Below are 25,326 nucleotides of genomic sequence, written 5' to 3'. Positions count from 1 at the left end.
GCCACGGCTCGCGCAAGCAGGGTTTCCGACAGATGGACCTAGACCTCCTTTCCAGGCTCAACGCGGCCCGCTCCGGGCGCCGCGCCGCGATCCTCGTCACCGACATGGACACTGGCGCGCAACGCCTTGCCACGCCTGAAGATCTTGCCGGGGACGACCCGCTTGCCGACGAACTGGCCAGCCGGTTCCGCTCCGGAAAATCCGGCCTGGTGGAGACACGGGGCGGCGGCACATTCTTCCTGACCGTCAGCGTGCCGCCCCCAAGGGTCGTTCTTGTCGGCGCGGTGCATATCAGTCAGGCCCTGCTTCCCATGGCAACGCTTGCCGGCTTCGACTTGACGATCGTGGACCCCCGTACGGCCTTTGCCACGCCGGAGCGTTTTCCTGGTGCGCGGCTGCTTGCCGATTGGCCCGCGGACGTGCTTGCCGACATTGCACTCGATCCCTACACCGCCGTTGCGGCGCTCACCCACGATCCGAAGATCGACGACCTTCCGATCGCCGCAGCGCTTGAAGCGGGCTGCTTCTATGTCGGTGCGCTCGGCAGCCGCAAAACCCACGGAAAAAGGAGGGAGCGCCTGCTTGCAAATGGCGTGAGCCCCGACGCGTTCGAAACTGTCGACGCACCGATCGGCGCGGATATCGGCGCAGCCTCGCCAGCGGAAATTGCCGTCGCCGTTCTTGCCAATATCATCGCCGCCTTGCGAAAAGGGCCGGGAGACCGCTCGTGAAGTTCGGCCCGGTCGCCACGCGGGACGCCGAAGGCACACTCATCGCGCATACGGTGCGGCTTGCCGATGGGGCCCTCAAGAAAGGCCACAGCCTTACCCGCGAGGATATTGCCCGGCTTGCCGCGGCCGGTGTCGAGGAGGTCATCGTCGCGCGCCTGGAGCCCACCGACTGCCACGAGGACGAGGCCGCCGGCATTCTGGCCCACGCGGGCGATGGCGGCGGTGTGACGCTTGACCCGCCGTTTACCGGCCGGGTCAATATCCATGCGGCCAGCGACGGGGTGCTTGTGGTCGACAGGCAGGCCATCGACGCGGTCAATCGCGTCGACCCAGCGATCACGCTTGCCACCCTGCCGGAGTTCGCCCGGGTTAGCCGTGGCCGAATGGTCGCCACGGCAAAGATCATTCCCTTTGCCGTTTCGCGCGAACTCGTCGAGAAGGCTGCGGGCCTTGCCCGGGGGGCCGTGCGCGTCGCGCCGTTTAGGCCAAGGCCGGTGGGACTTGTCGCGACCACGCTCCCGCACCTCAAGGCATCGGTTCTCGACAAAACGCGGCGTATTACCGAGGCCCGGCTGTCGGTCTCCGGATCGTGCCTGCGCGGAGAGCTGCGGGTCGCGCACGAAGCAACACCAACCGCCAGGGCAATTCGGTCAAGCATCGCGGATGGCGCGGAAATGGTGCTCGTCTTCGGTGCCTCCGCAATCGTCGACGGCAATGACGTGATCCCTTCCGCGATCGAGCAGGCCGGCGGGCGGATCATTCACTTCGGCATGCCCGTCGACCCTGGCAACCTCTTGCTGGTCGGTGAGGTCGACGGGATCCCGGTCATCGGCGCTCCGGGATGCGCCCGCAGTCCCAAGGAGAACGGTTTCGACTGGGTCCTGGACCGGCTGATGGCGGACTGCCCCGTGACCGCGTCCGACATTTCGGGCATGGGGGTCGGAGGTCTGCTGATGGAGATAGGCACCCGGCCGCAGCCGCGCGAGACATCGCCGACACCCGCCCGCCCCCGAAAGATCGAGGGTATTCTGCTCGCCGCCGGCCAGTCCCGGCGCGCTGGAGACATCAACAAGCTGCTTGCAACCATGGACGGAAAGCCGCTGGTGCGCATTGCCGCGGAAGCGGCGCTGACCAGCCGGCTCTCGCAGTTGACGGTCGTGACCGGACACATGCGCGCCGAGATCGAGGGCGCGCTGTCCGGGCTCGATCTGCGCTTCGCCCACAATGCGGATTACATGGAAGGAATGGCGAGTTCCATTCGCTGCGGCGTCAACGCGCTCGACCCCGGCGTCGATGCGGCGATGATCCTTCTTGCGGACATGCCGGGCGTGGACGCCGGAGCGATCGATGCGATCCTGAAGGCTTTCAGCCCCGAGCAAGGCATCACGATCGCCCTTGCCAGTGTTGGCGGGAAACGCGGAAATCCCGTTGTCTGGGACCGAAGCTTCTTCGATGCTCTCGCCCGGCTGGAAGGCGATACCGGGGCGCGACACCTGATCGGGGAGCATGGCGCGTCGGCGCGTCATGTCGAAATCGGGGAGACCGCACGTCTCGACCTCGACACTCCGGAAGCGCTTGCCGCCGCCGGCGCCGTTGCCGCCCCGACATCGTGAAACTGCGCAATCCTGCGGAGGATTGACCTTTCCGCCCTGATGAACCGTAATAGGCAGGGCTTGGGAGGAACATTGCGGACGCAGCGCGTTACGGGAGGAGCAGCCGCCTTTTCCACAGAGCCATATGCGCCGGCGGTGACACGAGACGTGTCACCAGCATGGCAAATGTGCGGATGACCGTCAGAGGAGGCGACGGCATGACGACATATATTACCCGGCGCGCCATGCTTGTCGGCGCAGGAGCGATCGTGGCCAACACGTCGTTTCCGCTGCCAGCCATCGCATCGTCAAAATGGTTCCAGGGCACGGCAAGCGACAATGGTTTTGCCTATCGGCGAACGAATTTCTCGGTGATCAAGCCGCATTGGCGACGGCAGATGGTCAAGTATCTTTCACCGGAATCGCCCGGCACCGTCGTCATCGACACCCGCAATCACTTTCTCTACTGGGTCTGGGAAAACAGCACGGCGCTGCGCTATGGCGTCGGCGTCGGACGAGAAGGGTTCAAGTGGTACGGGCGGGCGCAGATCCGTCGCAAGTCACTGTGGCCACGCTGGGTCCCTCCCCCCGAAATGCGCAAGCGCCAGCCCGACCTGCCCAAAATGGTCGAGGGAGGGGCGGCCAACAACCCGCTGGGGCCTCGCGCACTCTATCTCCATTACGACAGCGGCCAGGATACCGGGTATCGCCTCCATGGAACACTCGAGCCGTGGAGCATCGGCAACGACGTTTCTTCCGGCTGTATCCGGATGTTCCCGGAAGACGTGATCGATCTCTATCAGCGCTGCCCGGTGGGAACCCGCGTTTCCGTTCTGGAGCATCTTGGCGCGGGCCAGCAGGGGTAAGGGGACAAGGTGACCAGCGTTTCGGCTTCCATCGGGGGAAGACCCCTCCGCCACATCCTTCGGCGCAATGCCGCGGTCGCGTTCCTGACACTGGGCGCGGGCGTTCTCGGCGCATGCAATACCGCGGAGAACATCGCAACCCCCAACGTGACCAATGCGCCCGCCGTCGGCTTCGCCAACATGGAGCCCGGCAGCGAAGAGGCATTCATGCTCAATGTCGGGCGCCGGACCTATTTCGCCGCCGGTTCGGCCGAGATCGACGAAACGGCCCGGATGACCCTCGACAAACAGGCCGAATGGCTCATTCGCAACTCCAGCTGGTATGCGAAGATCCAGGGGTTCGCCGACGACCCCGGCAGCGCGGCGGCTAATCGCGACCTGTCCACCCGGCGCGCCAATGCGACAATGGCGTACCTGGTTTCCAAGGGCGTGCCCCCCGGCAGGCTCTGGGCCAAGGGTTACGGAACCGAGCGCAAGGTGCGCGACTGCGCCCAGGAGGAATGCAAGGCCCAGAACAGGCGCGTAGTGACCAATTTGCGCGAGGAGAAGGAACGCTGACGCCTGGCGTTCTCCCGCCGCCGGAGTTGCCGCGCGATTGCTGCACTGCAGTATCGGCATAGCTCCCATGCCCGTACCGCGCTTGGACTCCGCGATTGTGACAAGTATATTACGGGGCTGAATTCAATGCCGGGGCCTTGCAGGGATTGCCCGGCTTTTTTGGCGAACGCGTTCGCGCGACCGCCGTCCAGGTTGCAGGTGCTCCGGCGAAGACCCCGGGGGCCTTGCCACGGTCGGCAAACGCCTCAACCAAAGGACTGAACCAATGATCGATCTTCGTCTGCCACGCTCCGGCCAGTGCAAGTGGGCCGAGGGCACGGGCGGCAACTACACCTTTCCGTGCCGCAACCGGGTTGATGCCGGAACATCCTATTGCGACGAGCACCACGCCCTTGTCTACATCTCCCCGGAAGAGCGCCGCCGGAACCGGGAGAATGCCCCGATCGCCTTCCGCGCCCAGCAAAAGCGCATCGCCGCCTGATACCGTATTCGGCGCATGATGCTTCCAGGGCTGCCCGCGACACCGCCGGCAGCCCTTTTTGTTGGATCCGGCGACTTGCCGCCCACGTATCGCATGTCAGGCGTCCCGCGACCGGGGTGCGACCTGATCTCCGCTCGATACCAGGTGCCAATGCCGGAAACCACGATTGTCCCCGTTTTTGCCGATCAGCTCAGTGTGAACCTGTCGGTTCTGGCGCATGCCGACTGCCGGCGCGACCGGGTGCTGATGGTCGAGGTGGCAGAAGAAGCCAACCATGCCGCCCATCACAGAAAAAAGCTCGCGTTCCTCTTCTCCGCCATGCGTCATCATGCCGAGGCATTGCGGCAGGCCGGCTGGGACGTCGATTACGTCCGGCTTGACGACCCGGACAATACCGGTTCCTTCACCGGAGAACTCGGCCGCGCCCTGGCCCGTCACGACGCCTCGCGTGTCGCCCTGACCGAACCGGGCGAGTGGCGGGTTCAGGAGATGGCGCGCCATTGGCAGACCGGTTTCCCCATCCGCGTGGATATCGTCGACGACAACCGGTTTCTCTGCTCCCGCGCCGAGTTCTCGGAATGGGCCGGAGAGCGCCGTCAGTTCCGGATGGAGTATTTCTACCGCGAAATGCGCAGAAAGACCGGGCTTCTGATGGAAGCGGGGGAACCGGCCGGAGGCCGCTGGAACCTCGACGCGGAGAACCGCAAGCCGGCTGATCGTGACCTGTTCATGCCGCGCCCCTTGCAGGTCGAACCGGATGCGACGACGCAGGACGTCATCAGCATGGTCGCGCGCCTTTTCCCTGAGCGATTTGGCCGGATCGAGCCGTTCGACCTTGCCGTGACGCGGCAGGACGCGGAGCGAGCCCTCGACCTTTTTATCGAACGCGCCCTGCCCCGTTTCGGGGCGTATCAGGACGCCATGCTGAGTGGGGAACGGTTCCTGTATCACTCCGCGCTTTCCGCCTACCTGAATGCCGGCCTGCTCGATCCGCTCGACATGTGCCGGCGAGCGGAGACGGCGTGGCGCGAGGGCACGGTGCCGCTCAACTCCGCCGAGGGCTTCATTCGCCAGATCATCGGCTGGCGCGAGTACGTGCGCGGCATCTACTGGCTGAAGATGCCGGGCTACGAGGAAAACAATTTCCTCAACGCAAGGCGGCCACTTCCCGCGTTCTACTGGAATGCCGACACCCAAATGGCCTGTGTCCGGGAGGTGGTGACCCAGACCCGCGAGACGGCTTATGCGCATCACATCCAGCGGCTGATGGTGACGGGGAACTTCGCACTTCTGGCGGGGATCGAACCGCGCCAGGTGCATGAATGGTACCTTGCGGTCTATGCCGATGCGTTCGAATGGGTGGAACTGCCCAACACGCTCGGCATGAGCCAGTTCGCAGATGGCGGGCTTCTGGGGTCAAAGCCCTATGCTGCAAGCGGCAACTACATCAACAAGATGTCGGACTATTGCGGCAATTGCCGCTATGACGTCAGGAAGCGGACCGGACCGGACGCGTGCCCGTTCAATTCGCTCTACTGGGACTTTCTCGCGCGTAACAGGGAAAAGCTCCATCGCAATCCCCGCCTGACCCAGGCCTATCGAAGCTGGGAGAGGATGCCGGAACAGACCCGCTCCGCCTGTCTCGACAACGCGAAGGACGTTCTCGTCCGGCTTGAGAAGGGCTGCCTGTAGGCGGCAGCTACAGGATCACGGTGCCGCAAACGCGAAAACCTCCCGAAAAGGCTTCGGGAGGTCTCGGAAATCCGTCCACTGGCTGCGCTTGTCGCGGCCGGCGTCTCGAGATCTTACTTGGGACGCTTCGAACCGTAGAGCGAACGACGCTTCTTACGATCCTTGACGCCCTGGGTGTCAAGCACACCGCGGATCACGCGGTAGCGCACACCGGGAAGATCGTTCGGGCCGCCACCACGCACGAGCACGACCGAGTGCTCCTGCAGGTTGTGGCCTTCGCCCGGGATATAGGCCGTGACTTCATTGCCGTTCGTCATGCGCACGCGGGCAACCTTACGAAGCGCCGAGTTCGGCTTACGCGGCGTCGTCGTATAGACACGCGTGCAGACGGCGCGCTTCTGCGGGTTTCCGCCCAGCGCAGGGGTCTTGGACTTCTTGACGGTCGGCTTGCGGTTCTGACGAACCAACTGGTTGATTGTCGGCATAGGTGGTTTGCAGCTTGTTTTTGAGGAATGTCTTGGCCGCTTCCTATAGGGGGGGCGGCCGGCTTTGTCAAAGAAAGAATCCCCGTTCGCGGCGATTTCCGCGACCGGGTTCGTCGATCACACGTCGAGATTGGCGACGGCGAGCGCGTTCTCCTGGATGAAAGCACGACGCGGGTCGACGTCGTCACCCATCAGCTTGGTGAAAATGTCATCTGCGGCATCGGCCTCGCGCACCTTCACCTGCAGCAGGGAGCGCGCGTTGGGGTCGAGCGTCGTTTCCCAGAGCTGCTCGGCATTCATCTCGCCCAGACCCTTGTAGCGCTGCAGGGATATTCCCTTGCGGCCTTGCGCGAACACTGAATCCAGAAGGGCCCGCGGCCCGCGGATCGCCGTCTCCGTGCCTCTTCTGTAAAGGGTCGCGGCCTTGCCATAGACCTCCTGCAGATGCCCGGCCCGGGCGTGCAGCTTGCGTGCGTCGGCGGCTCCCAGAAGCGCCGCATCGATGGTGGCGGCCTCCTTCACACCGCGAACCACGCGCTCGAAGACGAGGTCGCCGTTGTCGAGCACCCGCCCTTCCCAGCCACGCTCGAACTCATCGGCCAGAATGTCGAGACGCCGGGCGATATAGGCCGCGGCCTCACCAGCCTTGTCGGCATCGTGGTGAACATCGGCATCAAGCGCGCCGGCAATGGTTGCCTGCTCGACCACATCCCGGTCGTAGCGCGAATGCAGACCGTCCAGGATATGGGCGACGGCGCGCGCCTTTTCGACGACATCGCGCAGGTCCTTGCCCGCACGGACCTCGCCGTCGGCAAGTGTCAGCGAGCAATCCTCGAGCCCGGTGTCGATGAGATAGTTTTCAAGCGCTTCCTGATCCTTCAGGTACTGCTCCGAATTGCCCCGCTTCACCTTGTAGAGCGGCGGCTGGGCGATGTAGATGTGACCACGCTCGATCAGGTCCTGCATCTGCCGGAAGAAGAAGGTCAGCAGCAGCGTGCGGATATGGGCACCGTCGACGTCGGCGTCCGTCATGATGATGATCTTGTGGTACCGGAGCTTTTCGAGGTTGAACTCCTCCTTTCCGATACCGGTGCCCAGAGCGGTGATCAGCGTGCCGATCTCGTTGGAAGACAGCATCTTGTCGAAACGGGCCCGCTCGACATTGAGGATCTTGCCGCGCAGCGGAAGGATCGCCTGGTTCTCGCGGCTGCGGCCCTGCTTGGCCGAGCCGCCGGCCGAGTCGCCCTCGACCAGGAAAAGTTCGGCCTTGGCCGGATCGCGTTCCTGGCAATCGGCAAGCTTGCCGGGCAGGGAGGCGATATCGAGGGCTCCCTTGCGCCGCGTCAATTCGCGCGCCTTGCGTGCCGCCTCGCGGGCGCTGGCCGCCTCCACCACCTTCGAAACCAGGGTGCGGGCCGGCGCCGGGTTCTCCTCAAGCCAGGTCGACAAGGTCGCGTTGATCACGTTCTCGACCACGGGGCGGACCTCGGAGGACACGAGCTTGTCCTTGGTCTGCGACGAGAATTTCGGGTCCGGCACCTTGACGGAGAGGACGCAAGTCAGCCCCTCGCGGCAATCGTCGCCGGTCAGCGAGACCTTCTCCCGCTTCAAAAGTCCCGATTGTTCGGCATAACCCGTCATCTGCCGGGTCAGGGCCGCACGGAAGCCGGCAAGATGGGTGCCGCCGTCACGCTGGGGAATGTTGTTGGTAAAGCACAGGACATGCTCGTGGTAGCTGTCGTTCCACCACATCGCCGCCTCCACGGTGATGCCGTCCCTTTCGGCCCGCATCACGATCGGCGCCTCGATCAACGGGTGCTTGGCCCGGTCGAGATAGCGGACAAAAGCTTCCAGCCCGCCTTCGTAGAACAGTTCGACGGCGTTTTCCTCCACGCCGCGTCGGTCCGTCAGGAGGATGCGCACGCCGGAGTTCAGGAAGGCAAGCTCCCGCAGCCGGTGTTCCAGGGTGGCGAAATCGAACTCGATCCGCGTGAAGGTCGCCGGCGACGGCATGAAGGTCACTTCCGTGCCCTTGCGTCCCTCGCCGGGGCCGACCACTGTCAGCGGCGCCTCGGCGTCGCCGTCGCGGAACCGCATGCGGTGTTCGTTGCCGTTGCGCCAGATTCGCAGATCAAGCCAGGTCGACAGCGCATTCACGACGGAAACGCCGACACCGTGCAGGCCGCCCGACACCTTGTATGAGTTCTGGTCGAACTTACCGCCGGCATGCAGCTGGGTCATGATGACCTCGGCGGCCGAGACGCCCTCTTCCGGATGCAGGTCCGTGGGAATGCCGCGCCCGTTGTCGGTCACGGTGACCGACCCCTCGGCGTTGAGGGTGACGGTCACCCGGTCGGCGTGGCCGGCAAGTGCCTCGTCGATGGCATTGTCGACCACCTCGTAGACCATGTGGTGAAGACCCGAGCCGTCATCGGTATCGCCGATATACATGCCCGGGCGCTTGCGCACGGCATCGAGGCCCTTGAGGACCTTGATGGAGCCGGCACCGTACTCGTCGGCATCAGCGGAAATTTGCGGATCGGGTTCGCCGGTCGTCGGGGTATCGGTCATTCGAATCAGTTGCTCACCTGGTCGTGTCTGTCAGACAGTTATACGGGGTTGAAGCATGGGTTCAACCAAGCCGCGGGCGCCGTTTCCTCAAGCCAAACCGGGGCAAAAAACCGGATCGGACCCGCCGCGTTGCGTCGTTCTTGTCATGCCGCCGAAGGCCGCAAGTTTTCCTTGCAATATCAACGAGCCACCACGCCCCGACTACGATGCGACGACTACCGCGTCGCCACCGCGACAGCGGCACCGGCCATCACCGAGCCTGCAACCCTGTTGAGAAGCCGCACCGAACCCGGGCTGGTGATCATCACCCGCGCACGCTCGGCGAGCAGACAGTAGCCGCCGAGCACCACCGCCAGCACCACCAGGGTCACGAGCGAAAGCTCAAGATAGCCGAGCACCGTGACCGTTTCGAGGGCGATGATGTTTGGCAGGAGCGCCAGGTAGAAGACCATCGTCTTGGGATTGCCGAGCGTCAGCGCCAGTCCGGTGAGCGCGAGACGGAAAGGGCTCTCCTGCCGCGACACGCGAACCTTCGCCATCCCTGCATCGGCGGGAGCGGTCCACATCTTCCAGGCAAGGTAGGCGAGATAGGCCGCACCCAGATACTTGATCATGAGGAATACGGCGCCAAACGTCTTTGCCAGAACGGCAAGGCCGGCAACCGCGAACCCGAGCCAGATGACGTCGCCGAGCGCGATGCCGAAGCAGAAGGCGGCGGCGCCTTCACGACCGCGCGCCAGCACACGGGCAACAATCGCGGCGATGCCCGGACCGGGAATTGCCGCCGCCACGAACAAGGCAGCGGCGAACACGACAAGCGCGGAGACTTCCATTGAGAGACGTTTCCCGAACTGAACGGTGGGGAGCTTTCAGCTCACCCCTCTATATAGGGACTTATACCCGAACTTGCGACCTTCAGGATGAGGCTTTCCGGCGGAAGATCCGCGAAAAGCCGGGCGTCCGTTCCCGTCATCAGGACCTGCAGTCCGAGATCGGCAAGCCTGGCGAACAAGGCCTTGCGACGGCCGGGATCTAGATGGGCCGCCACCTCGTCGAGAAGCAGGACCGGTGTCATTCCGGCGGTCACCGCCGTAACCTCCGCATGGGCCAGGACGAGGCCGATCAGAAGCGCCTTCTGCTCCCCCGTCGACGCCAGGGCGGCTGGCATGTCCTTGGCAAGATGCCGCACCTCCAGATCGCTGCGATGCGGGCCGGACAGCGTGCGCCCTGCCGCCCGGTCCCGGCCGCGCATCGCAACCAGCAGGTCGCGGTACCAGTCTTCCAGCTCCGAGGCAGATTGCCCGTCGGCCTCTGCCTCGAAGTCACCGACAAGGGCGATACCGGCACGGGGAAACGGCAGGCCGAGATCGTCCTGCGCCCGGATTCTCGCCTGCAGGAGGGCAACCGTCTCCTTGCGCGCGCAACTCACCGCAACCGCCAGCGGGGCGAGCTGCGCCTCGACCGCATCCAGAAATGCCGGCGTACCACCCTCGTCGAGCACCCGGTTGCGCGCCCGCAGCGTCTTTTCCAGATCCGCGACACGGCGTCCGTGGCCCGGGTCGACGGCAAGCACCAATCGGTCCAGAAACCGCCTGCGATCGCCGGCAGGGCCGGTGAACAGCCCGTCCATGGCCGGCAACAGCCACAGGACCCGCATGTGTTCCAGCAATTGCTCGGACGACCTGGCATCGGCGCCGTCGATCCGGATCCGGCGGCCAGGCGCCCCCGGCGCATGCCCCACACCGATCCGCGTCTCCCCGAACGGCCCGTCCAGCCGTGCCGCGACGGACCAACCGGTATCCGCATCCTTGCGGCGAATGTCATCGAGTTGCGCCCGACGCAGGCCGCGCCCAGCCGTCAGCTGGGAAACCGCCTCCAGCAGGTTCGTCTTGCCGGCCCCGTTGTCGCCGACCAGCGCGACAAGGCGCGCGCCGAGCGAGACGGACACCTGCGTGTAGTTTCGGAAATCTGTCAGGCTGAGGCTGCGGAGAGCAACCTGGATCGGTTCGCCCATTCCGCATCCACCTTGAACCGTGTGTCCCTGCCGCGGGTATCCGTGGGGCGAGACCGCCTGCAAGGCGGTCCCGGAAGGCGTTTGACGCCTAGACGCGCATCGGCATCAGGACATAGAGCGCGTCTTCCACGCCCTTGTCCTGGATCAGCGTCGGCGCGCCGGCATCGGCAAAACGGAAGGAGGCAGTATCACCGCGAAGCTGTCCGGCGATCTCAAGCAGGTAACGCGAATTGAACCCGATCTCGAGCGGATCGCTGTCATAGTCGATGGCCAGTTCCTCGGTGGCCGAGCCGCTGTCCGGATTGACGACCGTGAGGATCATCCGTCCTTCCGAGATGGCAAGTTTCACCGCCCGGCCGCGCTCCGAGGAGATCGTCGAGACACGATCGACCGCGGCCTTGAACTCGTCCCGCTCGACAAGCATTTCCTTGTCGTTGTTCTGCGGGATGACCCGGCCGTAGTCGGGGAAGGTGCCGTCGATCAGCTTCGACGTCAGCACGACATCCCCGGTGGTGATGCGGATCTTGGTCTCGGAAATCTCGATCAGCGCCTCAGCATCCGGCGCCTCCAGAAGCTTCTGGATCTCGCCTACCGTCTTGCGCGGCACGATGATGCCCGGCATGCCGGTCGCACCGGCAGGCGCCGGGATCTCCGCCCGCGCCAGGCGATGCCCGTCGGTCGCGACACCGCGCAGCCGCTCGCCGGCCTCGGCCGCCACCGCGTGCACATAGATGCCGTTCAGGTAGTAGCGCGTCTCCTCGGTGGAGATGGCGAACTGGGTCGCATCGATGATCGTGCGCAGATCGCGGGAAGCGAGCGTGAAGGAGTGAGTGAATTCGCCTGCAGTGATATCCGGAAAGTCGGCTTCCGGCAGCATCTGCAGGGCAAAGCGCGAGCGGCCCGCCCGAATTTCCAGCGTCGCGTTGTCCGGGGAGGTCTCAAGCGCCACCTGGGCACCCTCCGGCAGCTTGCGCACGATGTCGTAGATCATATGCGCAGGCACCGTCGTCGCGCCCGGCTGCTCGACCAGCGCCGTGATGCGCTCCGAGATTTCCAGATCGAGATCCGTTGCCTTGAGGAGCAGTTGGCCGTCCTCACACCGCAGCAGCACATTCGACAGGATCGGAATGGTGTTGCGGCGTTCGACGACACGATGAACATGGGTCAGGGACTTCAGAAGATCAGTCCGCTCGAGTGTCACTTTCATTGCGTCGTCCGTTGTCGAAAAGCGTGGGTGTCGAGAGGTCGTCCGCGCGGAAGCCGCAACGGTCAAATGGGCGTCGACACTGCCCCGTTGCGCTGCGAAATGCAAGCCTCTGGAGGTCGGTAGCAATCCGTGCAAGCGACGCCGGCGGGCGGGGGACAAGCCGGCAAGGCAGTGGCGCGAACACGTGCTCGCGCCACTGCAAACCGGACGTCACCGAAACCGGGCCTCGTCAGGCGTCAAGCATCCGCCTCAGCAGGTCCAGCTCCTGGGCAAGAGCCGTGTCAGAGCGGGCCAGATCCTCGATCTTGCGCACCGCATGAAGAACCGTGGTGTGGTCGCGATTGCCAAACCGGCGGCCGATCTCCGGCAGCGAGCGTGGCGTCATCATCTTGGCCAGATACATAGCAATCTGGCGCGGACGCACGATCGTGCGCGTGCGCCGGGCGGACAGCAGATCCGCCTTGGAGACATTGTAGTGCTTGGAGACGATGCGCTGGATCTCTTCGATCTTGACCCGCCGCGGCTCGGTGTTGCGAACCAGGTCCCGCAGGGTGGCTTCGGCCATTTCCTGCGTCACCGGATGGTTGGTCAGCTGGTTGTGGGCGATCAACCGGTTGAGCGCCCCTTCCAGGTCGCGACCGGAATTGCCGACATGCCGCGCAACATAGTCCAGCACGCCCTCGGGGATCGAGAAACTCGGATGCGCCCGGCGCACGGTTTCGATCCGGCCGCTCAGGATTGCCCGACGCAGGCCGAAGTCCGGCTCGGAAATGGCAACGACAAGCCCGCCGGCAAGGCGCGAGCGCATGCGGTCGTCGAGCGTCTCCAGATCCGCCGGCGGCCGGTCGGCGGCAACCACCACCTGCCGTGCGCCGTCGATCAGCGCATTGAGCGTGTGGCAGAATTCCTGCTGGACCTGCTTGCCGTGAAGGAACTGCATGTCGTCGATCAACAGCAGGTCGATGGTCCGGAGCGTGTCCTTGAAGGCAAGCGCCGACTGCGCCTTCAGCGCCGCCACGAAACGATACATGAAATGCTCGGCCGTCAGGTACAGGACCCGCTTGCCGCTCGCCCGCGCGGCCGAGGCCACCGCCTGCATCAGATGGGTCTTTCCAAGCCCGACGGAGGCGTGGATGTAGAGCGGGTTGAAAGTGACGGAGGCCGCCGTCGCGACCTGCCGGGCGGCGGCCAGTGCGAGCGCGTTGGACTCGCCCTCGACGAAGGAATCGAACGTGTATTTCGGGTCGAGCGCGGCGCCCTCGAGGCTGTCGGTGCCCCCACGCGATGCGGCCGGTGACGCCGAGCCCACGCTTGCCGCCCCTCCGTTGCCGCCGCCGAACGTGTTGTCGACCACCTTGACCGGCTGGGCGGAACGCGGAGAGGAGGGAAGCGCGCGCGCTGCTGCGACTGCCGCCGGACGGGCCCGGACCGCGCCGCGCACGGTCAGCTCGATGCGATGGACATCCTCGCACTCGTGCTTCCAAAGCCCCATGAGGCGCTCGCGATAGTGCGACTGAATCCACTGCTTGAGAAAGCGCGTGGGGACCGACAGGCGAACCGTGCCGTCCGAATGATCCTCAAGATCCACCCGTGCGAACCAGCTTGAGAAGACGTCCTCGCCCAGCTCCGCGCGCAGGCGCTTCTTCACGCGTGTCCAATGATCGATCCCTGCGGCTTCGGATGCCGGCAGTTCCTGCAAGTTCATGGTAACGCCTCCAAATATCGCCAACGGGATGCTCCGCCGCCGCAGAGCCCGTTGATCTTTGTCTGTTTTCGCCGCAATCGGCTTGTTTTCGGTTGTCGCAAGCGCGACGTATCCCTGCCGGAGAAAGCGATGCTCGCCCCGGTGCCATGTTTCGCGCCAAGCTGTCCAAGCTGCGCCGCACGCCGGTTCCGGCACGGGCGCCCCTCTTATCTGGCAGGCGCGGATGTTACGCGTGATCCAAGGAAACCACCGGTCGGGAACGCTCGCCGGCGACACGCAGAAATCAGGTTACCGGCCCCCTGCAGGGCCGCTCCATCGGAGCGGCACAGAAAGTCGATTGAGCACTCATCGTCAAGCCCCTCTTTCCAGTCTTTGCTGCGGTGCGACGTCCTGTCGTCAGGTTCCGCCACACATGACTTCCGGTTGTCTCCGCAAGTCCCTTTCGGCATCAATTCCCACGCAGACGTCTGGCGGCGAACAAAAACAAAGCGCCCTGCCGAAAGTATCAGCAAGCCAGAACATTGCGATTTCGGGATTTTCTAACGCGACAGTTGGTTTACTACAGACTAGACGCCACACCAGAGCGAGCATCTTCGAACATTCGCAAGGAGAGACAATGCCATTCGCTCAATGTATATTTCAGACGCAAATATATCATTGCTCTCCGAGAGGCCCCCGTCGCGTTTCTTGTAAGATTTGACCGGGCGAGTGCCCGATAGACAAACCATACACAGCGCCCATCAGGCCCGCAACAGCGTCTCGAGCCAATTCGACAACGCACCGGGCGGGCCGGCACCGGCCAACCGAAGGTGACGCCGGGAAAGCAAAAAAGAACGCGTTTTGACTCAACGTGTTTTTGCCCTGGCGAGCAGTCGGAAACCCAATTTGCTGTGCACTAAAAAAAAATTATCAGCTTCAATCTTGACAGCCTGCAAAGCGACCGCGATCCGAAGAACGCTCAACAACATCACTTTAAGTCATTGTAAAAACAGAAATATCTCTGCCAAGCCTTTTATCCTTCGCAACACTCGAATCGCGCGGGTTGGTTAGGCGGTTGGCAATCTGACGGATGTGTGCCGGCAAAAGAAAAACCCGACCAAAAGGCCGGGTTTCAAATGTTCAGACGGGGTAGAAAACCTACGCGCCGAGCGACTTGATCCGCGCGCTCAGGCGAGAAATCTTCCGCGACGCCGTATTGCGATGAACAACGCCCTTGGTTACCGCCCGCATGAGTTCGGGCTGGGCCGCCTGGAGCGCCTGGTTCGCCGCCGCCTGATCGCCGGAAGCAATCGCTTCCTCGACCTTGCGCAGGTGCGACCGCACTCGGCTGCGGCGGGCCTTGTTGATGGCCGTGCGGCGCTCAATCTTGCGCGCCGCCTTCTTGGCCGAAGGGGTGTTGGCCATATTTTGTCCTGATGCGTTACGTGATCATTCTGGCTCGTCGCGATCGAGGCGCCAGATGTCACCCCGGTCAAACGAAAGCGGCGGCGGAACGAGCCGCCACCGGTCGGCTGGGTTATAGGCTGCCGGCCGCGCCCCGTCAACGCGAAACTCGCAATCTTCGAGGCAAAGTGGCTCGGAATGGCTCCCAGCCGCACGGGGGCGGCATGGTGCGACGGATCATAGACCCCACGCACCGGCTGCAACGGGCATCCAAGTGCCCCCCGATCCGGAAACGGCGCTAGCTGTTCCTGAACTGCGGCGCACGCTTCTCGACGAAAGCGGCCATGCCTTCGGTCTGGTCGTCAGTCGCAAACATGGAGTGGAACAGCCGACGCTCGAAGCGCACGCCTTCGGCGAGCGTCGTCTCGTAGGCGCGATTGACGCTTTCCTTGGTCATCATGGCGATGGGCAGGGAGAAGTCGGCAATCTTCTCCGCGACCTTCAAGGCCTCGTCGACAAGATCGGAGAGCGGCACCACCCGACTGGCAAGCCCGGAACGCTCCGCCTCTTCGGCATCCATCATGCGGCCCGTCAGGCACATTTCCATGGCCTTGGACTTGCCCACGAAACGGGTCAGTCGCTGGGTGCCCCCGGCGCCGGGCATCACCCCAAGGGTGATCTCGGGCTGACCGAACTTGGCATTGTCGGCAGCGAGAATGAAGTCGCACATCATCGCCAGTTCGCACCCGCCGCCAAGCGCATAGCCGGCGACCGCGGCGATGATCGGCTTGCGGAAACGGGAGACCTGATCCCAGGAGGTGATGAAATCGGTCTTGTAGGCCTCGACGAAGGAAAGAGAACTCATCTCCTTGATGTCGGCGCCTGCAGCGAAGGCCTTTTCCGATCCGGTAAGCACCACGCAGCCCACCTTGTCGTCGCTTTCAAACAGCGCCAGGGCGGCATTGAGCTCGGCAATCAGCTCGGAATTCAGGGCGTTCAACGCCTTCGGCCGGTTGAGCGTGACAAGCGCTACGCGCCCGCGCTTCTCGACCCGAATATTCTCGTATCCCATGGGACCTCCCGGAGATGGAGCAGCGCCGGAGGGCGGCGCCGTCTTCGCGGCTCAAGGGGTAGCCGAAGCGGCCATCGGCCGCAACCGGGCAAACCCCGCAGCGCACCGGTCCTCGGCCGGCATGCCGCGGCGTAGTCTAGCGCTGGCACTGCGGGCAGAAGAAGGTCGAACGTCCCGACTGGGTGATACGCGCGACCGTTCCCCGGCAGCCCGATCGCGGGCAGGCCTCGCCCTCGCGCCCGTAGACAAGGAAGGAGTGCTGGAAATAGCCGAGTTCCCCGTCCGCCTGACGATGGTCCCGCAGGGTCGAGCCGCCGGCGGCAATGGCCGCATCGATCACCTCCCTGATCGACGTGGCCAGCCGGACCGCACCCGCGCCGGGACGCCCCTGCCCGGTCACCAGCGTGCCGGACGCGCGACGCGGCGACAAACCGGCCCGGTGCAAGGCCTCACAGACATAGATGTTGCCGAGACCGGCAATATTGCGCTGATCGAGAAGCGCAGCCTTCAGGGGGGCAATCTTGCCCTGAAGCACCGAGGCGAGATGCGCCGCATCAAGCGCATTGCCCGTCGGTTCCAGTCCCAGATTGACAAAATAGGGATGCTGGTCGAGCGCATCACGCGGGACAAGCGTCATGAAGCCGAAGCGGCGCGGGTCGTTATAGACAATCCGCATGTTGGTGCCCACGGCCTCGTCGAGGCTGAACACGACATGGTCATGCGTGCGGTTTTCGGACCGCGGATAGCGGAACATCTCGCCTGCAATCGTCGCTGGGGACGGCTTGTCTCCACCCTCCACGACCCGCTCGATGCGAAAGGCGCCGGACATGCCCAGATGCATCACGACGACCATGCCGCCCTCGAGATCGGCAAGCAGGTATTTTGCCCGCCGCCCCATCGCGACAACCCTGCGGCCGGCAATCCGCGAGCTGAAATCCTCCGGGAACGGAAAGCGGAGATCCGCACGCCGCAGCATGACGTCGCGGATGACCGCTCCCTCCATGACCGGCGCAAGGCCGCGCCGAACGGTTTCTACCTCGGGAAGTTCCGGCATCTCTGGCTCCAGTTGACCTGTCCGGACCCTGCTTGCAGGCAACGGCAGGCGGCGTCAATCGACATGCTGCCGCCATCCGGCAATTCGGAGGGAAGTGATCGTGGTCGGCGACCTTTTCGAACCTGCGACCACACGAACCGGACCTGCGCCGATCCGCGCCCGTGACCTCTCTCCGGAAATGCTGTAAGCCAAGCCTCAGCAAGCGAAAACGAACCGCACGGAGAGGCAGATGTCGGGACGCATGGACAGCGACCGGGCGCGTACCCACGGCCCGGAAATGGCGACAAGCTTCGGCTTCCGCACGGTCGAGAACGGTGAAAAACAACCCCTCGTGAATGACGTGTTTCACCAGGTCGCCAACCGCTACGACCTGATGAACGACCTCATGTCGGGCGGGCTGCACCGCCTGTGGAAGGACGCGATGGTCTCCAGCCTTGCGCCGCCACGCTCGAACACGCGCGCCTTTCGCGTGCTGGACGTCGCCGGCGGCACCGGCGATGTCGCGACCCGCATCGTCACGCGCGGCGGGGCACAGACGAACGCCGTCGTTTGCGACATCAACGGTTCGATGCTTCAGGTGGGGCAGACGCGCGCCGAAAAGGCGGGGCTTTCGGATCGCTTGCGCTTCGTGGAGGGCAATGCCGAGGACCTTCCGTTTCCCGACCGGTCCTTCGATGCCTACACGATCGCCTTCGGCATCCGCAACGTGCCCCGCATCGACAAGGCGCTGACCGAGGCGCGTCGCGTGCTCAAGCGCGGCGGTCGCTTCCTGTGCCTGGAGTTCAGCCAGGTCGACGTCGCCGGCCTGGACCGGATCTATGACGCCTTCTCCTTCAACGCCATTCCCGCCATGGGCCGGCTCGTCACCGGCGATGGAGAACCCTATCGCTATCTGGTGGAGTCGATCCGCAAGTTTCCCAATCAGGAGCGTTTTGCCGACATGATACGCGAAGCCGGTTTCTCGCGCGTCGACCACCGGAACTATTCCGGCGGCATCGCCTGCCTGCATTCCGGCTGGGCGATCTGAGGCGCCGATGCCCGTCGGATCCCTTATCCGCCTTGCCCGCGCCGGTTTCGTCATGGCCCGCGAAGGCGTCTTCGGCATTGTCGATCTGCCCGACCTCCCGCCGGCGCAGAGAATCGCCCTGCGGATCGTGCGCGTGCTGGAGCGCCGCTCCGTCCGCCACAAGGCCGCGGACAAGCGGCTGTCCGATGCCCTGGTCCGGCTTGGCCCGTCCTACGTGAAACTCGGACAGTTCCTTGCCACCCGCCCGGATGTTGTCGGCCGCGACATCGCATCGGACCTGACGGCTCTGCAGGACCAGATCCCTCCCTTCGGCATGGACGAGGCCCGCCGTGTGGTGCGCGAGCAGCTCGGTCGCCCGGTCGAGGAAATCTATGCAAGCTTCGAGCCGCCGGTCGCCGCGGCGTCAATCGCACAGGTTCACCCGGCCGAAATCGAGGCCGCGGACGGAACCCGGCGCAAGGTCGCGGTCAAGGTGCTGCGCCCGGGTGTCGCCGAACGGTTCCGGCGGGATCTCAAGAGCTACTACCTGATCGCACGGCTGATCGAGCGGCTGCATCCGCCCTCCCGTCGCCTTCGGCCGGTCGCCGTTGTCGACACACTGGCGCGTTCCGTCGAACTGGAGATGGACTTCCGTCTCGAGGCCGCAGCGCTTTCGGAAATGGGCGAGAACACCCAGGACGATCCGGGCTTCCGTGTGCCGGCTGTCGATTGGCCCCGCACCGCCAAGGCCGTGCTGACGATGGAATGGATTTCTGGCCGCAAGCTCTCCGACGTGGCCGGGATTGCGGCCGATGGCCACGACCTGCCGGCGATCGGCGCCAACATCATCCAGTCCTTCCTGCGTCACGCGGTCAGGGACGGCTTCTTCCACGCAGACATGCACCAGGGAAACCTGTTCCTGGAGCCGGACGGCACGCTGGTTGCCGTCGATTTCGGCATCACCGGACGTCTTGGCCGGGCCGAGCGCCGCTTCCTGGCGGAGATTCTGTTCGGCTTCATCACACGCGACTACCGGCGCGTGGCCGAGGTTCACTTCGAGGCCGGCTACGTTCCCGCCGATCAGGACGTGGATGTGTTCGCGCAGGCGATCCGTGCCATCGGCGAGCCGATCCACGGCCACGACGCCTCGGAAATCTCCATGGCACGCCTTCTGACGCAGCTGCTGGAGGTCACGGAACTCTTCAACATGCGGACGCAGACGCAGCTGATCATGCTGCAAAAGACCATGGTCGTGGTCGAGGGCGTGGCGCGCACGCTCAACCCGCATCTCGACATGTGGCATACGGCCGAGCCGGTCGTGCGCGGCTGGATCGAGCGGAACCTGGGTCCCGCCGGCCGCCTGCAGGATGCCGCAACAGGCCTTGCCGCCCTCGGACGGCTGGCAGCCGACCTGCCGCTGCTTGCCGACCGGGCCACCCGCCTTTCCGCCGAGCTCGAGGCCATGACCGAAAAGGGCCTGCGCTTTGACGCGGCCACTGCCGAGGCAATCGGGCGGGCGGAGGCGCGATACACGCGTTCGGGCAGACTGGCCCTGTGGGTGATAGCGGCGCTGTTGGCCATCGCGGTCCTGGGATAGGACGCGAGCGAGTCTGCGGCCCGCCAAACTGAAGGGTCCCGGATCGGCCCTACCCCGAAAACCCGGAACGCGGGCGTTCCGGTGGACCGCCCCGGCCTGCCGTTAGATTTTCGGTCCCATCCGTTTCGAAATAAACGACCATGCGCAGATGCCGGTACTCGTCGACGATCAGCACTTCCTGGTCGAACCGTCGTTCGCGGCCATTGTCGAGGATGGTCGCAGGCCCGCGGCAGGCCGGGCAATCCTGCGCCTTGCCCCACCATTTCCGAAAGTCGGGGGAGACCCGGGCAAGGTCATCCACGAATTCGCGCATGCCGGCGTCTTCGGCCACCAGGGCAAAGTCGCGCCGCAGGGCTTCGACAAGACCCGGCGCTTCGTCGTGCCATGAGGGAAGACGGCGGCGAAACTCCGGATCCGCAAACGTCATTCGAAGCATGTTGCGGCCCGCCGGGTCCCGGCGAGCAAGGCCGAACAGCCGGTCAGCCTCGTCATTCCAGGCGATGATGTCCCAGCGCAGATTGAGAACACAGGACGGCCGATCCGCCATCTCGTCCATCAATTGCTGCACACGCGGACGAATCCCCGGCCAGCGATAGGCTTCGGCACGCGGCGGGCGGCCATGCGCCAGCATGAACAGATGACCACAGTCGGCATCGTCCAGTTTCAGAACCTTGGCCAGTCTCAGGAGAAAATCCTCGGATACGCCGATGTCCCGCCCCTGCTCAAGCCATGTGTACCAGGTGAGACCGACGCCAGCCAGGACGGCAACCTCCTCGCGGCGCAGGCCCGGCGTTCGCCTGCGTTTTCCCGGCGGCAGGCCGAGATCGGCGGGTAGCAGCCGTTCCCGGCGCTGGCGCAGGAAGTCGGCAAGATCCGTGCGACTGCGTTCAAGGGATCGAGGCGGCATGTCGTGTTACCTTTAGTAATAGAATAAACTGCAAAATTGTACCTCTATCAAATTGGGGCATATGTGCTGCCAACACAAGGAGGCAGCATGTCAACCGACACCGATCAGGATCGCCCTCGAACGTCAAATCAGCCCGTCACGAACCACCGCATCCCCAGGCGGGCCGGGGCCAGGGAATGGGGCGGCCTTGCGGTGCTCGCTCTGCCGACCGCGCTGCTCGGGCTGGATGTCACGTTGCTCTATCTCGCCCTGCCGGCGCTGGCCGAGGATCTCCAGCCCAGCACCACCCAGGCCCTGTGGATCATGGACGCCTACGGCTTCATGATCGCGGGGCTGCTGATCACAATGGGCTCGTTGGGCGACCGGATCGGGCGGCGACGGCTGCTGATGATCGGAGCCCTCGCCTTTGGCCTTGCCTCCGTTCTGGCCGCATTCTCGCCGTCAGCCAACATCCTGATTGCCGCCCGTGCAGCGCTCGGCGTGGCCGGCGCGACCCTGATGCCATCGACGCTCGCGCTGATCAGCAACATGTTTCGCGATGCAGGGCAGCGGGGCCTGGCATTCGGGATATGGGCCACAATGTTCGGCCTAGGCATGGCCGTTGGCCCGCTCGTCGGCGGCGCACTTCTGCAACAGTTCTGGTGGGGGGCGGCGTTTCTCGTCGCCGTGCCGATCGTCGCGATCGTGCTGATGGCCGCGCCTTTTCTGTTGCCCGAGTACCGGGCACCGACGCGCGGGCGGCTCGATCCGACCAGCGTGGCACTGTCCCTGGCCGCGATTCTTCCGATTGTGTTCTTCGTCAAGAAAAGCGCCGAAACGGGCTTGTCGTCGTTTTCTCTTTTGATCCTGGCGGCCGGGCTCGGGTTTGGCCTGATCTTCGCCAAGCGTCAGCGCAACCTGACCGACCCCCTGCTCGACATCCGCCTGTTCGGCAATAGAAGCTTCACCGCCGCGCTGGCCGTCCTGCTGTTTGGGCTGGTTGGCGTTGGTGGGGCGATGCTGCTGGTCACACAGTATCTGCAACTGGTCCTGGGCCTTGCCCCGGTCACGGCCGGACTTTGGATGGGACCGCCTGCCCTGTTGATGATCGCGGCCGGCGTTGGTGCGCCTCTGTTGGCGCGTCATATACGCCCCGGCTATGTAATGGCCGGAGCGCTGGCATCCTCGGCGGTCGGGTACCTGCTGGTCGCCTTCGTCGCCTGGGTCCCGGGTCTTGCGCTGGTCCTGAGCGGCTACGCCCTGATCTATCTCGGACTGGGCACGATCGCCGCGCTCGGCACCGATCTGGTGGTCAGCGCCGCGCCGCGGGAGAAGGCCGGATCGGCCTCGGCCATGACCGAAACCGTGCAGGAGCTTGGCCTTGCTGTCGGCGTGGCGCTCTTCGGCAGCTTGACGACCGCGGTCTACCGCCACGAGATCCTCGCACGCATGCCGGACACCTTTCCGCGGGACCTCTCAGCCGCCTTGACGGAGAGCCTGTGGGCGGCAACAGCGGCGACACCGGCGATGTCGACGGACCTCGTTGATGAGGCAAGAACCGCGTTCACCTGCGGAATGAGCGTCTCCGCCGCGGGAGCGGCCGTCGGTGCCGCGATACTCGTTCTCGTCTGCGCAAGGGTGCTGGGCGGCTCTCCTGATCAGCGATGAAGGAACGCGGGTCGCGTACCGCACTGCCGCCGAGAGGCGGGGATCAGGACGCGGAAAGCGAGGTCACCCGGCGCAGCGTCAGGTTGATACGGCCGTCATCGCGCAGCAGCGTCGAAGTCCCCGGCAGGATCCGGTCGATGCCGTGATAGGCCAGCCGGGCCGTGCCGGCGAGCATGACAACATCGCCCGATGCAAGACGCAACGAGCGAGTGGGATCTCGTCGCGCCAGCCCCCCGATACGGAACAGGCCGGTCGCTCCGAGCGAGACCGAGACGACCGGCGCGTCGAACGTTTCCTCGTCCCGGTCCTGGTGCAGGCCAAGCCGTGCGCCCGGCGCATAGAAGTTCACGAGGCAGGCCTCGGGATCCGGCGCATCGGGCGCAAGCTCGCGCCACAGTGCCAGCAGGCTTTGCGGCATGGCCGGCCAGGGTGTGCCCTTCACCGGGTGTGTCGCCTGATAGCGGTAGCCGCCACGGTCCGACACCCAACCCAACGGTCCGCAATTCGTCATCCGGACGGAGAACGGTTTACCGCTGCGCGGCATTTCCGGTGTGAACAGCGGAGCCTCCGCGACGACCGCGCGAACTTCCCCCAGGAGGCTTTCCTGCGCCGCACGGTCGAGCCGGCCGGGAAGCACGCGAAATCCCTCCGGCGCCGCGGGGCGACCAGTGGAGGAGGCGAATGCGGATGATGCGGCGTTGCTCATTGACTGAACGATGCGGGATGCATGCGAGCGATGTCCACCCGTTTTCGCATCCGCTTTCAATCGGGACCGCGTGGCTTCCGTTTGGCCAGGTCTGGACAAAAAAGGGGCGCCCGGTAGGGCGCCCCTGATATCCGCAAGCCGAAGATTGGCCCTCGCAAGGGTCAGGCCGCAGCGAGCGCCGCCTGAACATCGCGGAGCTGGGCGAGATGCACCGCCGCCTTCTCGCGCGTGGCATCATCGTCGGCATCCGTCACGTCCTCTTCGGCCTCCTTGATCTGGCGCGCCAGATCATCGGCGTTGAGGTCATTGAGCGCGATTGCGTGCTCGGCAAGAACCGTCAGTCCCTTGGGACCGGCTTCGGCGAACCCGCCACGCACATAATAGGCCTGATCGTCGCCGGCTGCACCGGACACCCTGAGGACGCCCGGTCGCAGGGTGGACATCATCGGAGCATGGCCGGCCATGATGCCGAATTCGCCCTCTGCCCCCGGCACCACGACCATCGTCGCCTCTTCGGACAGAAGAAGTCGCTCCGGAGAGACGAGCTCGAACTGGAATGCTCCTGCCATGTCGTGCCTCTGATCCCTGTCTCGTTACGCGGCTTCGGCGGCCAGGCGCTGAGCCTTCTCGATCGCCTCATCGATCGAGCCGACCATGTAGAAGGCGGCCTCCGGGAGATGGTCGTACTGACCTTCCACCAGACCCTTGAAGCCCTTGATCGTGTCCTCGAGCGCGACAAGCTTGCCCGGCGAACCGGTGAAGATCTCGGCGACGAAGAACGGCTGGGACAGGAAGCGCTCGATCTTGCGGGCGCGTGCCACCGTGAGCTTGTCTTCTTCCGAGAGCTCGTCCATGCCGAGAATGGCGATGATGTCCTGAAGCGCCTTGTAGCGCTGCAGGGTCGCCTGCACGGCACGGGCCGTCTCATAGTGCTCGTCACCGATGATCCGCGGATCAAGGATACGCGACGTGGAGTCGAGCGGATCAACGGCCGGGTAGATGCCCTTTTCGGCGATCGACCGGTTCAGAACCGTCGTCGCGTCGAGGTGAGCGAAGGTCGAGGCCGGCGCCGGATCGGTCAGATCGTCGGCCGGCACGTAGACGGCCTGCACCGAGGTGATCGAGCCCTTCGTCGTGGTGGTGATGCGTTCCTGCATCGCACCCATGTCGGTACCCAGCGTCGGCTGGTAGCCCACGGCCGAGGGAATACGGCCGAGAAGCGCCGACACTTCCGAACCCGCCTGGGTGAAGCGGAAGATGTTGTCGACGAAGAACAGCACGTCCTGGCCTTCGTCACGGAAATGCTCGGCGACGGTGAGGCCCGTCAGCGCCACGCGGGCACGAGCGCCCGGGGGCTCGTTCATCTGGCCGTAGACCAGCGCGCATTTGGAGCCTTCGGTCGAGCCGTCATGCTCTTTCGGGTCACGGTTCACGTTGGACTCGATCATCTCCCAATAGAGATCGTTGCCCTCGCGGGTCCGCTCGCCGACGCCGGCGAAGACGGAGTAGCCGCCATGCGCCTTGGCGATGTTGTTGATCAGCTCCATGATGAGCACGGTCTTGCCGACGCCGGCACCGCCGAACAGGCCGATCTTGCCACCCTTGGAGTAAGGCGCGAGCAGGTCGACGACCTTGATGCCCGTCACCAGGATTTCCGCGTCGGTGGACTGCTCGGTAAAGCTCGGGGCTTCCTGGTGGATACCGCGCCTGGTCTCGTGAACGATCGGACCGGCCTCGTCGACCGGCTCGCCGATGACGTTCATGATGCGGCCGAGCGTGCCCGCACCGACCGGAACCGAGATCGGCTCGCTGGTGTCGACCACTTCCTGTCCGCGCACGAGACCCTCGGTCGCGTCCATGGCGATGGTGCGAACCGTGTGTTCGCCAAGATGCTGGGCCACCTCAAGCACGAGGCGGTTGCCATTGTTGTCGGTCTCAAGGGCGTTGAGAATCGGCGGCAGGTGGTCGTCGAACTTGACGTCGACCACGGCACCGATGACCTGAGTGATCCGCCCGACTGCTTTGTCAGCCATATTGCTATCCTCGTCTCGA

At 64.6% G+C, this 25,326-nt stretch carries 22 protein-coding genes; 9 read left to right on the top strand and 13 right to left on the bottom strand.

Going from position 1 to position 25,326, the window contains the following annotated elements; genetic code table 11:
• Nucleotides 1-32 precede the first annotated feature (32 nt).
• The 6 genes from RBB46_RS06935 to RBB46_RS06910 all read left to right on the top strand — a co-directional run bounded on the left by RBB46_RS06935 (nt 33) and on the right by RBB46_RS06910 (nt 5,920).
• Entirely contained in the window at nt 33-731 is a 699-nt protein-coding gene (locus RBB46_RS06935; RefSeq protein ID WP_306028168.1) for an XdhC family protein, read from the top strand.
• A complete protein-coding gene (locus RBB46_RS06930; protein WP_306028167.1) occupies nt 728-2,344 on the top strand; it encodes a molybdopterin-binding/glycosyltransferase family 2 protein in 1,617 nt (538 codons plus the stop codon). The genes RBB46_RS06935 and RBB46_RS06930 overlap by 4 nt, the downstream gene beginning before the upstream one ends.
• Nucleotides 2,345-2,541: 197 nt before the next feature.
• Nucleotides 2,542-3,189: a L,D-transpeptidase gene (locus RBB46_RS06925; protein WP_306028166.1), complete on the top strand. Its 648-nt coding sequence runs from the start codon at nt 2,542-2,544 to the stop codon at nt 3,187-3,189.
• A gap of 90 nt (nt 3,190-3,279) precedes the next feature.
• Nucleotides 3,280-3,747 carry an OmpA family protein gene (locus RBB46_RS06920; protein ID WP_306028230.1) on the top strand — a complete coding sequence of 156 codons (468 nt, stop codon included), beginning with the start codon at nt 3,280-3,282 and terminating at the stop codon, nt 3,745-3,747.
• Nucleotides 3,748-4,012: 265 nt separating this feature from the next.
• Nucleotides 4,013-4,228 carry a hypothetical protein gene (locus tag RBB46_RS06915; RefSeq protein WP_306028165.1) on the top strand — a complete coding sequence of 72 codons (216 nt, stop codon included), beginning with the start codon at nt 4,013-4,015 and terminating at the stop codon, nt 4,226-4,228.
• A gap of 150 nt (nt 4,229-4,378) precedes the next feature.
• Complete coding sequence (locus RBB46_RS06910) at nt 4,379-5,920, top strand: cryptochrome/photolyase family protein (protein ID WP_306028164.1); 1,542 nt, start codon at nt 4,379-4,381, stop codon at nt 5,918-5,920.
• A gap of 113 nt (nt 5,921-6,033) precedes the next feature.
• Here the strand turns inward: RBB46_RS06910 and rpsL are convergent, their stop codons facing one another.
• The 9 genes from rpsL to mutM form a co-directional block, all read right to left on the bottom strand.
• Nucleotides 6,034-6,405: a 30S ribosomal protein S12 gene (rpsL, locus tag RBB46_RS06905; protein WP_306028163.1), complete on the bottom strand. Its 372-nt coding sequence runs from the start codon at nt 6,403-6,405 to the stop codon at nt 6,034-6,036.
• Between the two features lie 117 nt (nt 6,406-6,522).
• Complete coding sequence (gyrB, locus tag RBB46_RS06900; protein WP_306028162.1) at nt 6,523-8,976, bottom strand: DNA topoisomerase (ATP-hydrolyzing) subunit B; 2,454 nt, start codon at nt 8,974-8,976, stop codon at nt 6,523-6,525.
• A gap of 215 nt (nt 8,977-9,191) precedes the next feature.
• Nucleotides 9,192-9,809 carry a LysE family translocator gene (locus RBB46_RS06895; RefSeq protein WP_306028161.1) on the bottom strand — a complete coding sequence of 206 codons (618 nt, stop codon included), beginning with the start codon at nt 9,807-9,809 and terminating at the stop codon, nt 9,192-9,194.
• 41 nt (nt 9,810-9,850) lie between these two features.
• A complete protein-coding gene (gene recF / locus RBB46_RS06890; protein WP_306028160.1) occupies nt 9,851-10,990 on the bottom strand; it encodes a DNA replication/repair protein RecF in 1,140 nt (379 codons plus the stop codon).
• A gap of 88 nt (nt 10,991-11,078) precedes the next feature.
• The gene (dnaN, locus tag RBB46_RS06885) at nt 11,079-12,197 is read right to left on the bottom strand and encodes a DNA polymerase III subunit beta (RefSeq protein ID WP_306028159.1); all 1,119 of its coding nucleotides are present in this window, start codon (nt 12,195-12,197) and stop codon (nt 11,079-11,081) included.
• Nucleotides 12,198-12,426: 229 nt separating this feature from the next.
• On the bottom strand, nt 12,427-13,902 hold the full coding sequence (dnaA, locus tag RBB46_RS06880; RefSeq protein WP_306028158.1) for a chromosomal replication initiator protein DnaA: 1,476 nt from the start codon (nt 13,900-13,902) through the stop codon (nt 12,427-12,429).
• 1,137 nt (nt 13,903-15,039) lie between these two features.
• The gene (rpsT, locus tag RBB46_RS06875; RefSeq protein ID WP_306028157.1) at nt 15,040-15,306 is read right to left on the bottom strand and encodes a 30S ribosomal protein S20; all 267 of its coding nucleotides are present in this window, start codon (nt 15,304-15,306) and stop codon (nt 15,040-15,042) included.
• A gap of 277 nt (nt 15,307-15,583) precedes the next feature.
• Nucleotides 15,584-16,357, bottom strand: a complete 774-nt coding sequence (locus RBB46_RS06870; RefSeq protein WP_306028156.1) for an enoyl-CoA hydratase — start codon at nt 16,355-16,357, stop codon at nt 15,584-15,586.
• Between the two features lie 136 nt (nt 16,358-16,493).
• The gene (gene mutM / locus RBB46_RS06865; protein WP_306028155.1) at nt 16,494-17,411 is read right to left on the bottom strand and encodes a bifunctional DNA-formamidopyrimidine glycosylase/DNA-(apurinic or apyrimidinic site) lyase; all 918 of its coding nucleotides are present in this window, start codon (nt 17,409-17,411) and stop codon (nt 16,494-16,496) included.
• A gap of 229 nt (nt 17,412-17,640) precedes the next feature.
• Here mutM and ubiE point away from each other — a divergent pair, with 229 nt between their 5' ends.
• Nucleotides 17,641-18,438, top strand: a complete 798-nt coding sequence (gene ubiE, locus RBB46_RS06860) for a bifunctional demethylmenaquinone methyltransferase/2-methoxy-6-polyprenyl-1,4-benzoquinol methylase UbiE (protein ID WP_306028154.1) — start codon at nt 17,641-17,643, stop codon at nt 18,436-18,438.
• A gap of 7 nt (nt 18,439-18,445) precedes the next feature.
• On the top strand, nt 18,446-20,014 hold the full coding sequence (ubiB, locus tag RBB46_RS06855) for a 2-polyprenylphenol 6-hydroxylase (protein ID WP_306028153.1): 1,569 nt from the start codon (nt 18,446-18,448) through the stop codon (nt 20,012-20,014).
• Nucleotides 20,015-20,063: 49 nt separating this feature from the next.
• Here ubiB and RBB46_RS06850 read toward each other — a convergent pair whose 3' ends face one another.
• A complete protein-coding gene (locus RBB46_RS06850; protein ID WP_306028152.1) occupies nt 20,064-20,921 on the bottom strand; it encodes a helix-turn-helix transcriptional regulator in 858 nt (285 codons plus the stop codon).
• A gap of 36 nt (nt 20,922-20,957) precedes the next feature.
• Between RBB46_RS06850 and RBB46_RS06845 the strand changes: the two genes are divergently transcribed.
• A complete protein-coding gene (locus RBB46_RS06845) occupies nt 20,958-22,568 on the top strand; it encodes an MFS transporter (protein ID WP_306028151.1) in 1,611 nt (536 codons plus the stop codon).
• Between the two features lie 43 nt (nt 22,569-22,611).
• Here RBB46_RS06845 and RBB46_RS06840 read toward each other — a convergent pair whose 3' ends face one another.
• From RBB46_RS06840 to atpD, 3 genes are all read right to left on the bottom strand, one after another.
• The gene (locus tag RBB46_RS06840) at nt 22,612-23,205 is read right to left on the bottom strand and encodes an alpha-ketoglutarate-dependent dioxygenase AlkB (RefSeq protein ID WP_306028150.1); all 594 of its coding nucleotides are present in this window, start codon (nt 23,203-23,205) and stop codon (nt 22,612-22,614) included.
• A 230-nt stretch (nt 23,206-23,435) separates the two neighbouring features.
• Nucleotides 23,436-23,843 carry a F0F1 ATP synthase subunit epsilon gene (locus tag RBB46_RS06835; protein ID WP_306028149.1) on the bottom strand — a complete coding sequence of 136 codons (408 nt, stop codon included), beginning with the start codon at nt 23,841-23,843 and terminating at the stop codon, nt 23,436-23,438.
• A gap of 24 nt (nt 23,844-23,867) precedes the next feature.
• Nucleotides 23,868-25,307 (bottom strand): F0F1 ATP synthase subunit beta, encoded by a 1,440-nt coding sequence (gene atpD, locus RBB46_RS06830; RefSeq protein ID WP_306028148.1) that lies wholly within the window; start codon nt 25,305-25,307, stop codon nt 23,868-23,870.
• Nucleotides 25,308-25,326 lie beyond the last annotated feature (19 nt).

Source organism: Stappia sp. MMSF_3263 (assembly GCF_030733745.1).
Taxonomy (GTDB): domain Bacteria; phylum Pseudomonadota; class Alphaproteobacteria; order Rhizobiales; family Stappiaceae; genus Stappia.
Note: the sequence above shows the minus strand (reverse complement) of the source record. Positions and strands in the feature narration are given on the sequence as shown.

What these genes read in the sequence shown, in the direction of transcription:
- RBB46_RS06935 (WP_306028168.1), top strand. Translation starts at nt 33, where the DNA reads ATGGACCTAGACCTCCTTTCCAGGCTCAACGCGGCCCGCTCCGGGCGC.
- RBB46_RS06925 (WP_306028166.1), top strand. Translation starts at nt 2,542, where the DNA reads ATGACGACATATATTACCCGGCGCGCCATGCTTGTCGGCGCAGGAGCG.
- RBB46_RS06915 (WP_306028165.1), top strand. Translation starts at nt 4,013, where the DNA reads ATGATCGATCTTCGTCTGCCACGCTCCGGCCAGTGCAAGTGGGCCGAG.
- RBB46_RS06910 (WP_306028164.1), top strand. Translation starts at nt 4,379, where the DNA reads ATGCCGGAAACCACGATTGTCCCCGTTTTTGCCGATCAGCTCAGTGTG.
- rpsL (WP_306028163.1), bottom strand. Translation starts at nt 6,405, where the DNA reads ATGCCGACAATCAACCAGTTGGTTCGTCAGAACCGCAAGCCGACCGTC.
- gyrB (WP_306028162.1), bottom strand. Translation starts at nt 8,976, where the DNA reads ATGACCGATACCCCGACGACCGGCGAACCCGATCCGCAAATTTCCGCT.
- RBB46_RS06895 (WP_306028161.1), bottom strand. Translation starts at nt 9,809, where the DNA reads ATGGAAGTCTCCGCGCTTGTCGTGTTCGCCGCTGCCTTGTTCGTGGCG.
- recF (WP_306028160.1), bottom strand. Translation starts at nt 10,990, where the DNA reads ATGGGCGAACCGATCCAGGTTGCTCTCCGCAGCCTCAGCCTGACAGAT.
- dnaN (WP_306028159.1), bottom strand. Translation starts at nt 12,197, where the DNA reads ATGAAAGTGACACTCGAGCGGACTGATCTTCTGAAGTCCCTGACCCAT.
- dnaA (WP_306028158.1), bottom strand. Translation starts at nt 13,902, where the DNA reads ATGAACTTGCAGGAACTGCCGGCATCCGAAGCCGCAGGGATCGATCAT.
- rpsT (WP_306028157.1), bottom strand. Translation starts at nt 15,306, where the DNA reads ATGGCCAACACCCCTTCGGCCAAGAAGGCGGCGCGCAAGATTGAGCGC.
- RBB46_RS06870 (WP_306028156.1), bottom strand. Translation starts at nt 16,357, where the DNA reads ATGGGATACGAGAATATTCGGGTCGAGAAGCGCGGGCGCGTAGCGCTT.
- mutM (WP_306028155.1), bottom strand. Translation starts at nt 17,411, where the DNA reads ATGCCGGAACTTCCCGAGGTAGAAACCGTTCGGCGCGGCCTTGCGCCG.
- ubiE (WP_306028154.1), top strand. Translation starts at nt 17,641, where the DNA reads ATGTCGGGACGCATGGACAGCGACCGGGCGCGTACCCACGGCCCGGAA.
- ubiB (WP_306028153.1), top strand. Translation starts at nt 18,446, where the DNA reads ATGCCCGTCGGATCCCTTATCCGCCTTGCCCGCGCCGGTTTCGTCATG.
- RBB46_RS06850 (WP_306028152.1), bottom strand. Translation starts at nt 20,921, where the DNA reads ATGCCGCCTCGATCCCTTGAACGCAGTCGCACGGATCTTGCCGACTTC.
- RBB46_RS06835 (WP_306028149.1), bottom strand. Translation starts at nt 23,843, where the DNA reads ATGGCAGGAGCATTCCAGTTCGAGCTCGTCTCTCCGGAGCGACTTCTT.
- atpD (WP_306028148.1), bottom strand. Translation starts at nt 25,307, where the DNA reads ATGGCTGACAAAGCAGTCGGGCGGATCACTCAGGTCATCGGTGCCGTG.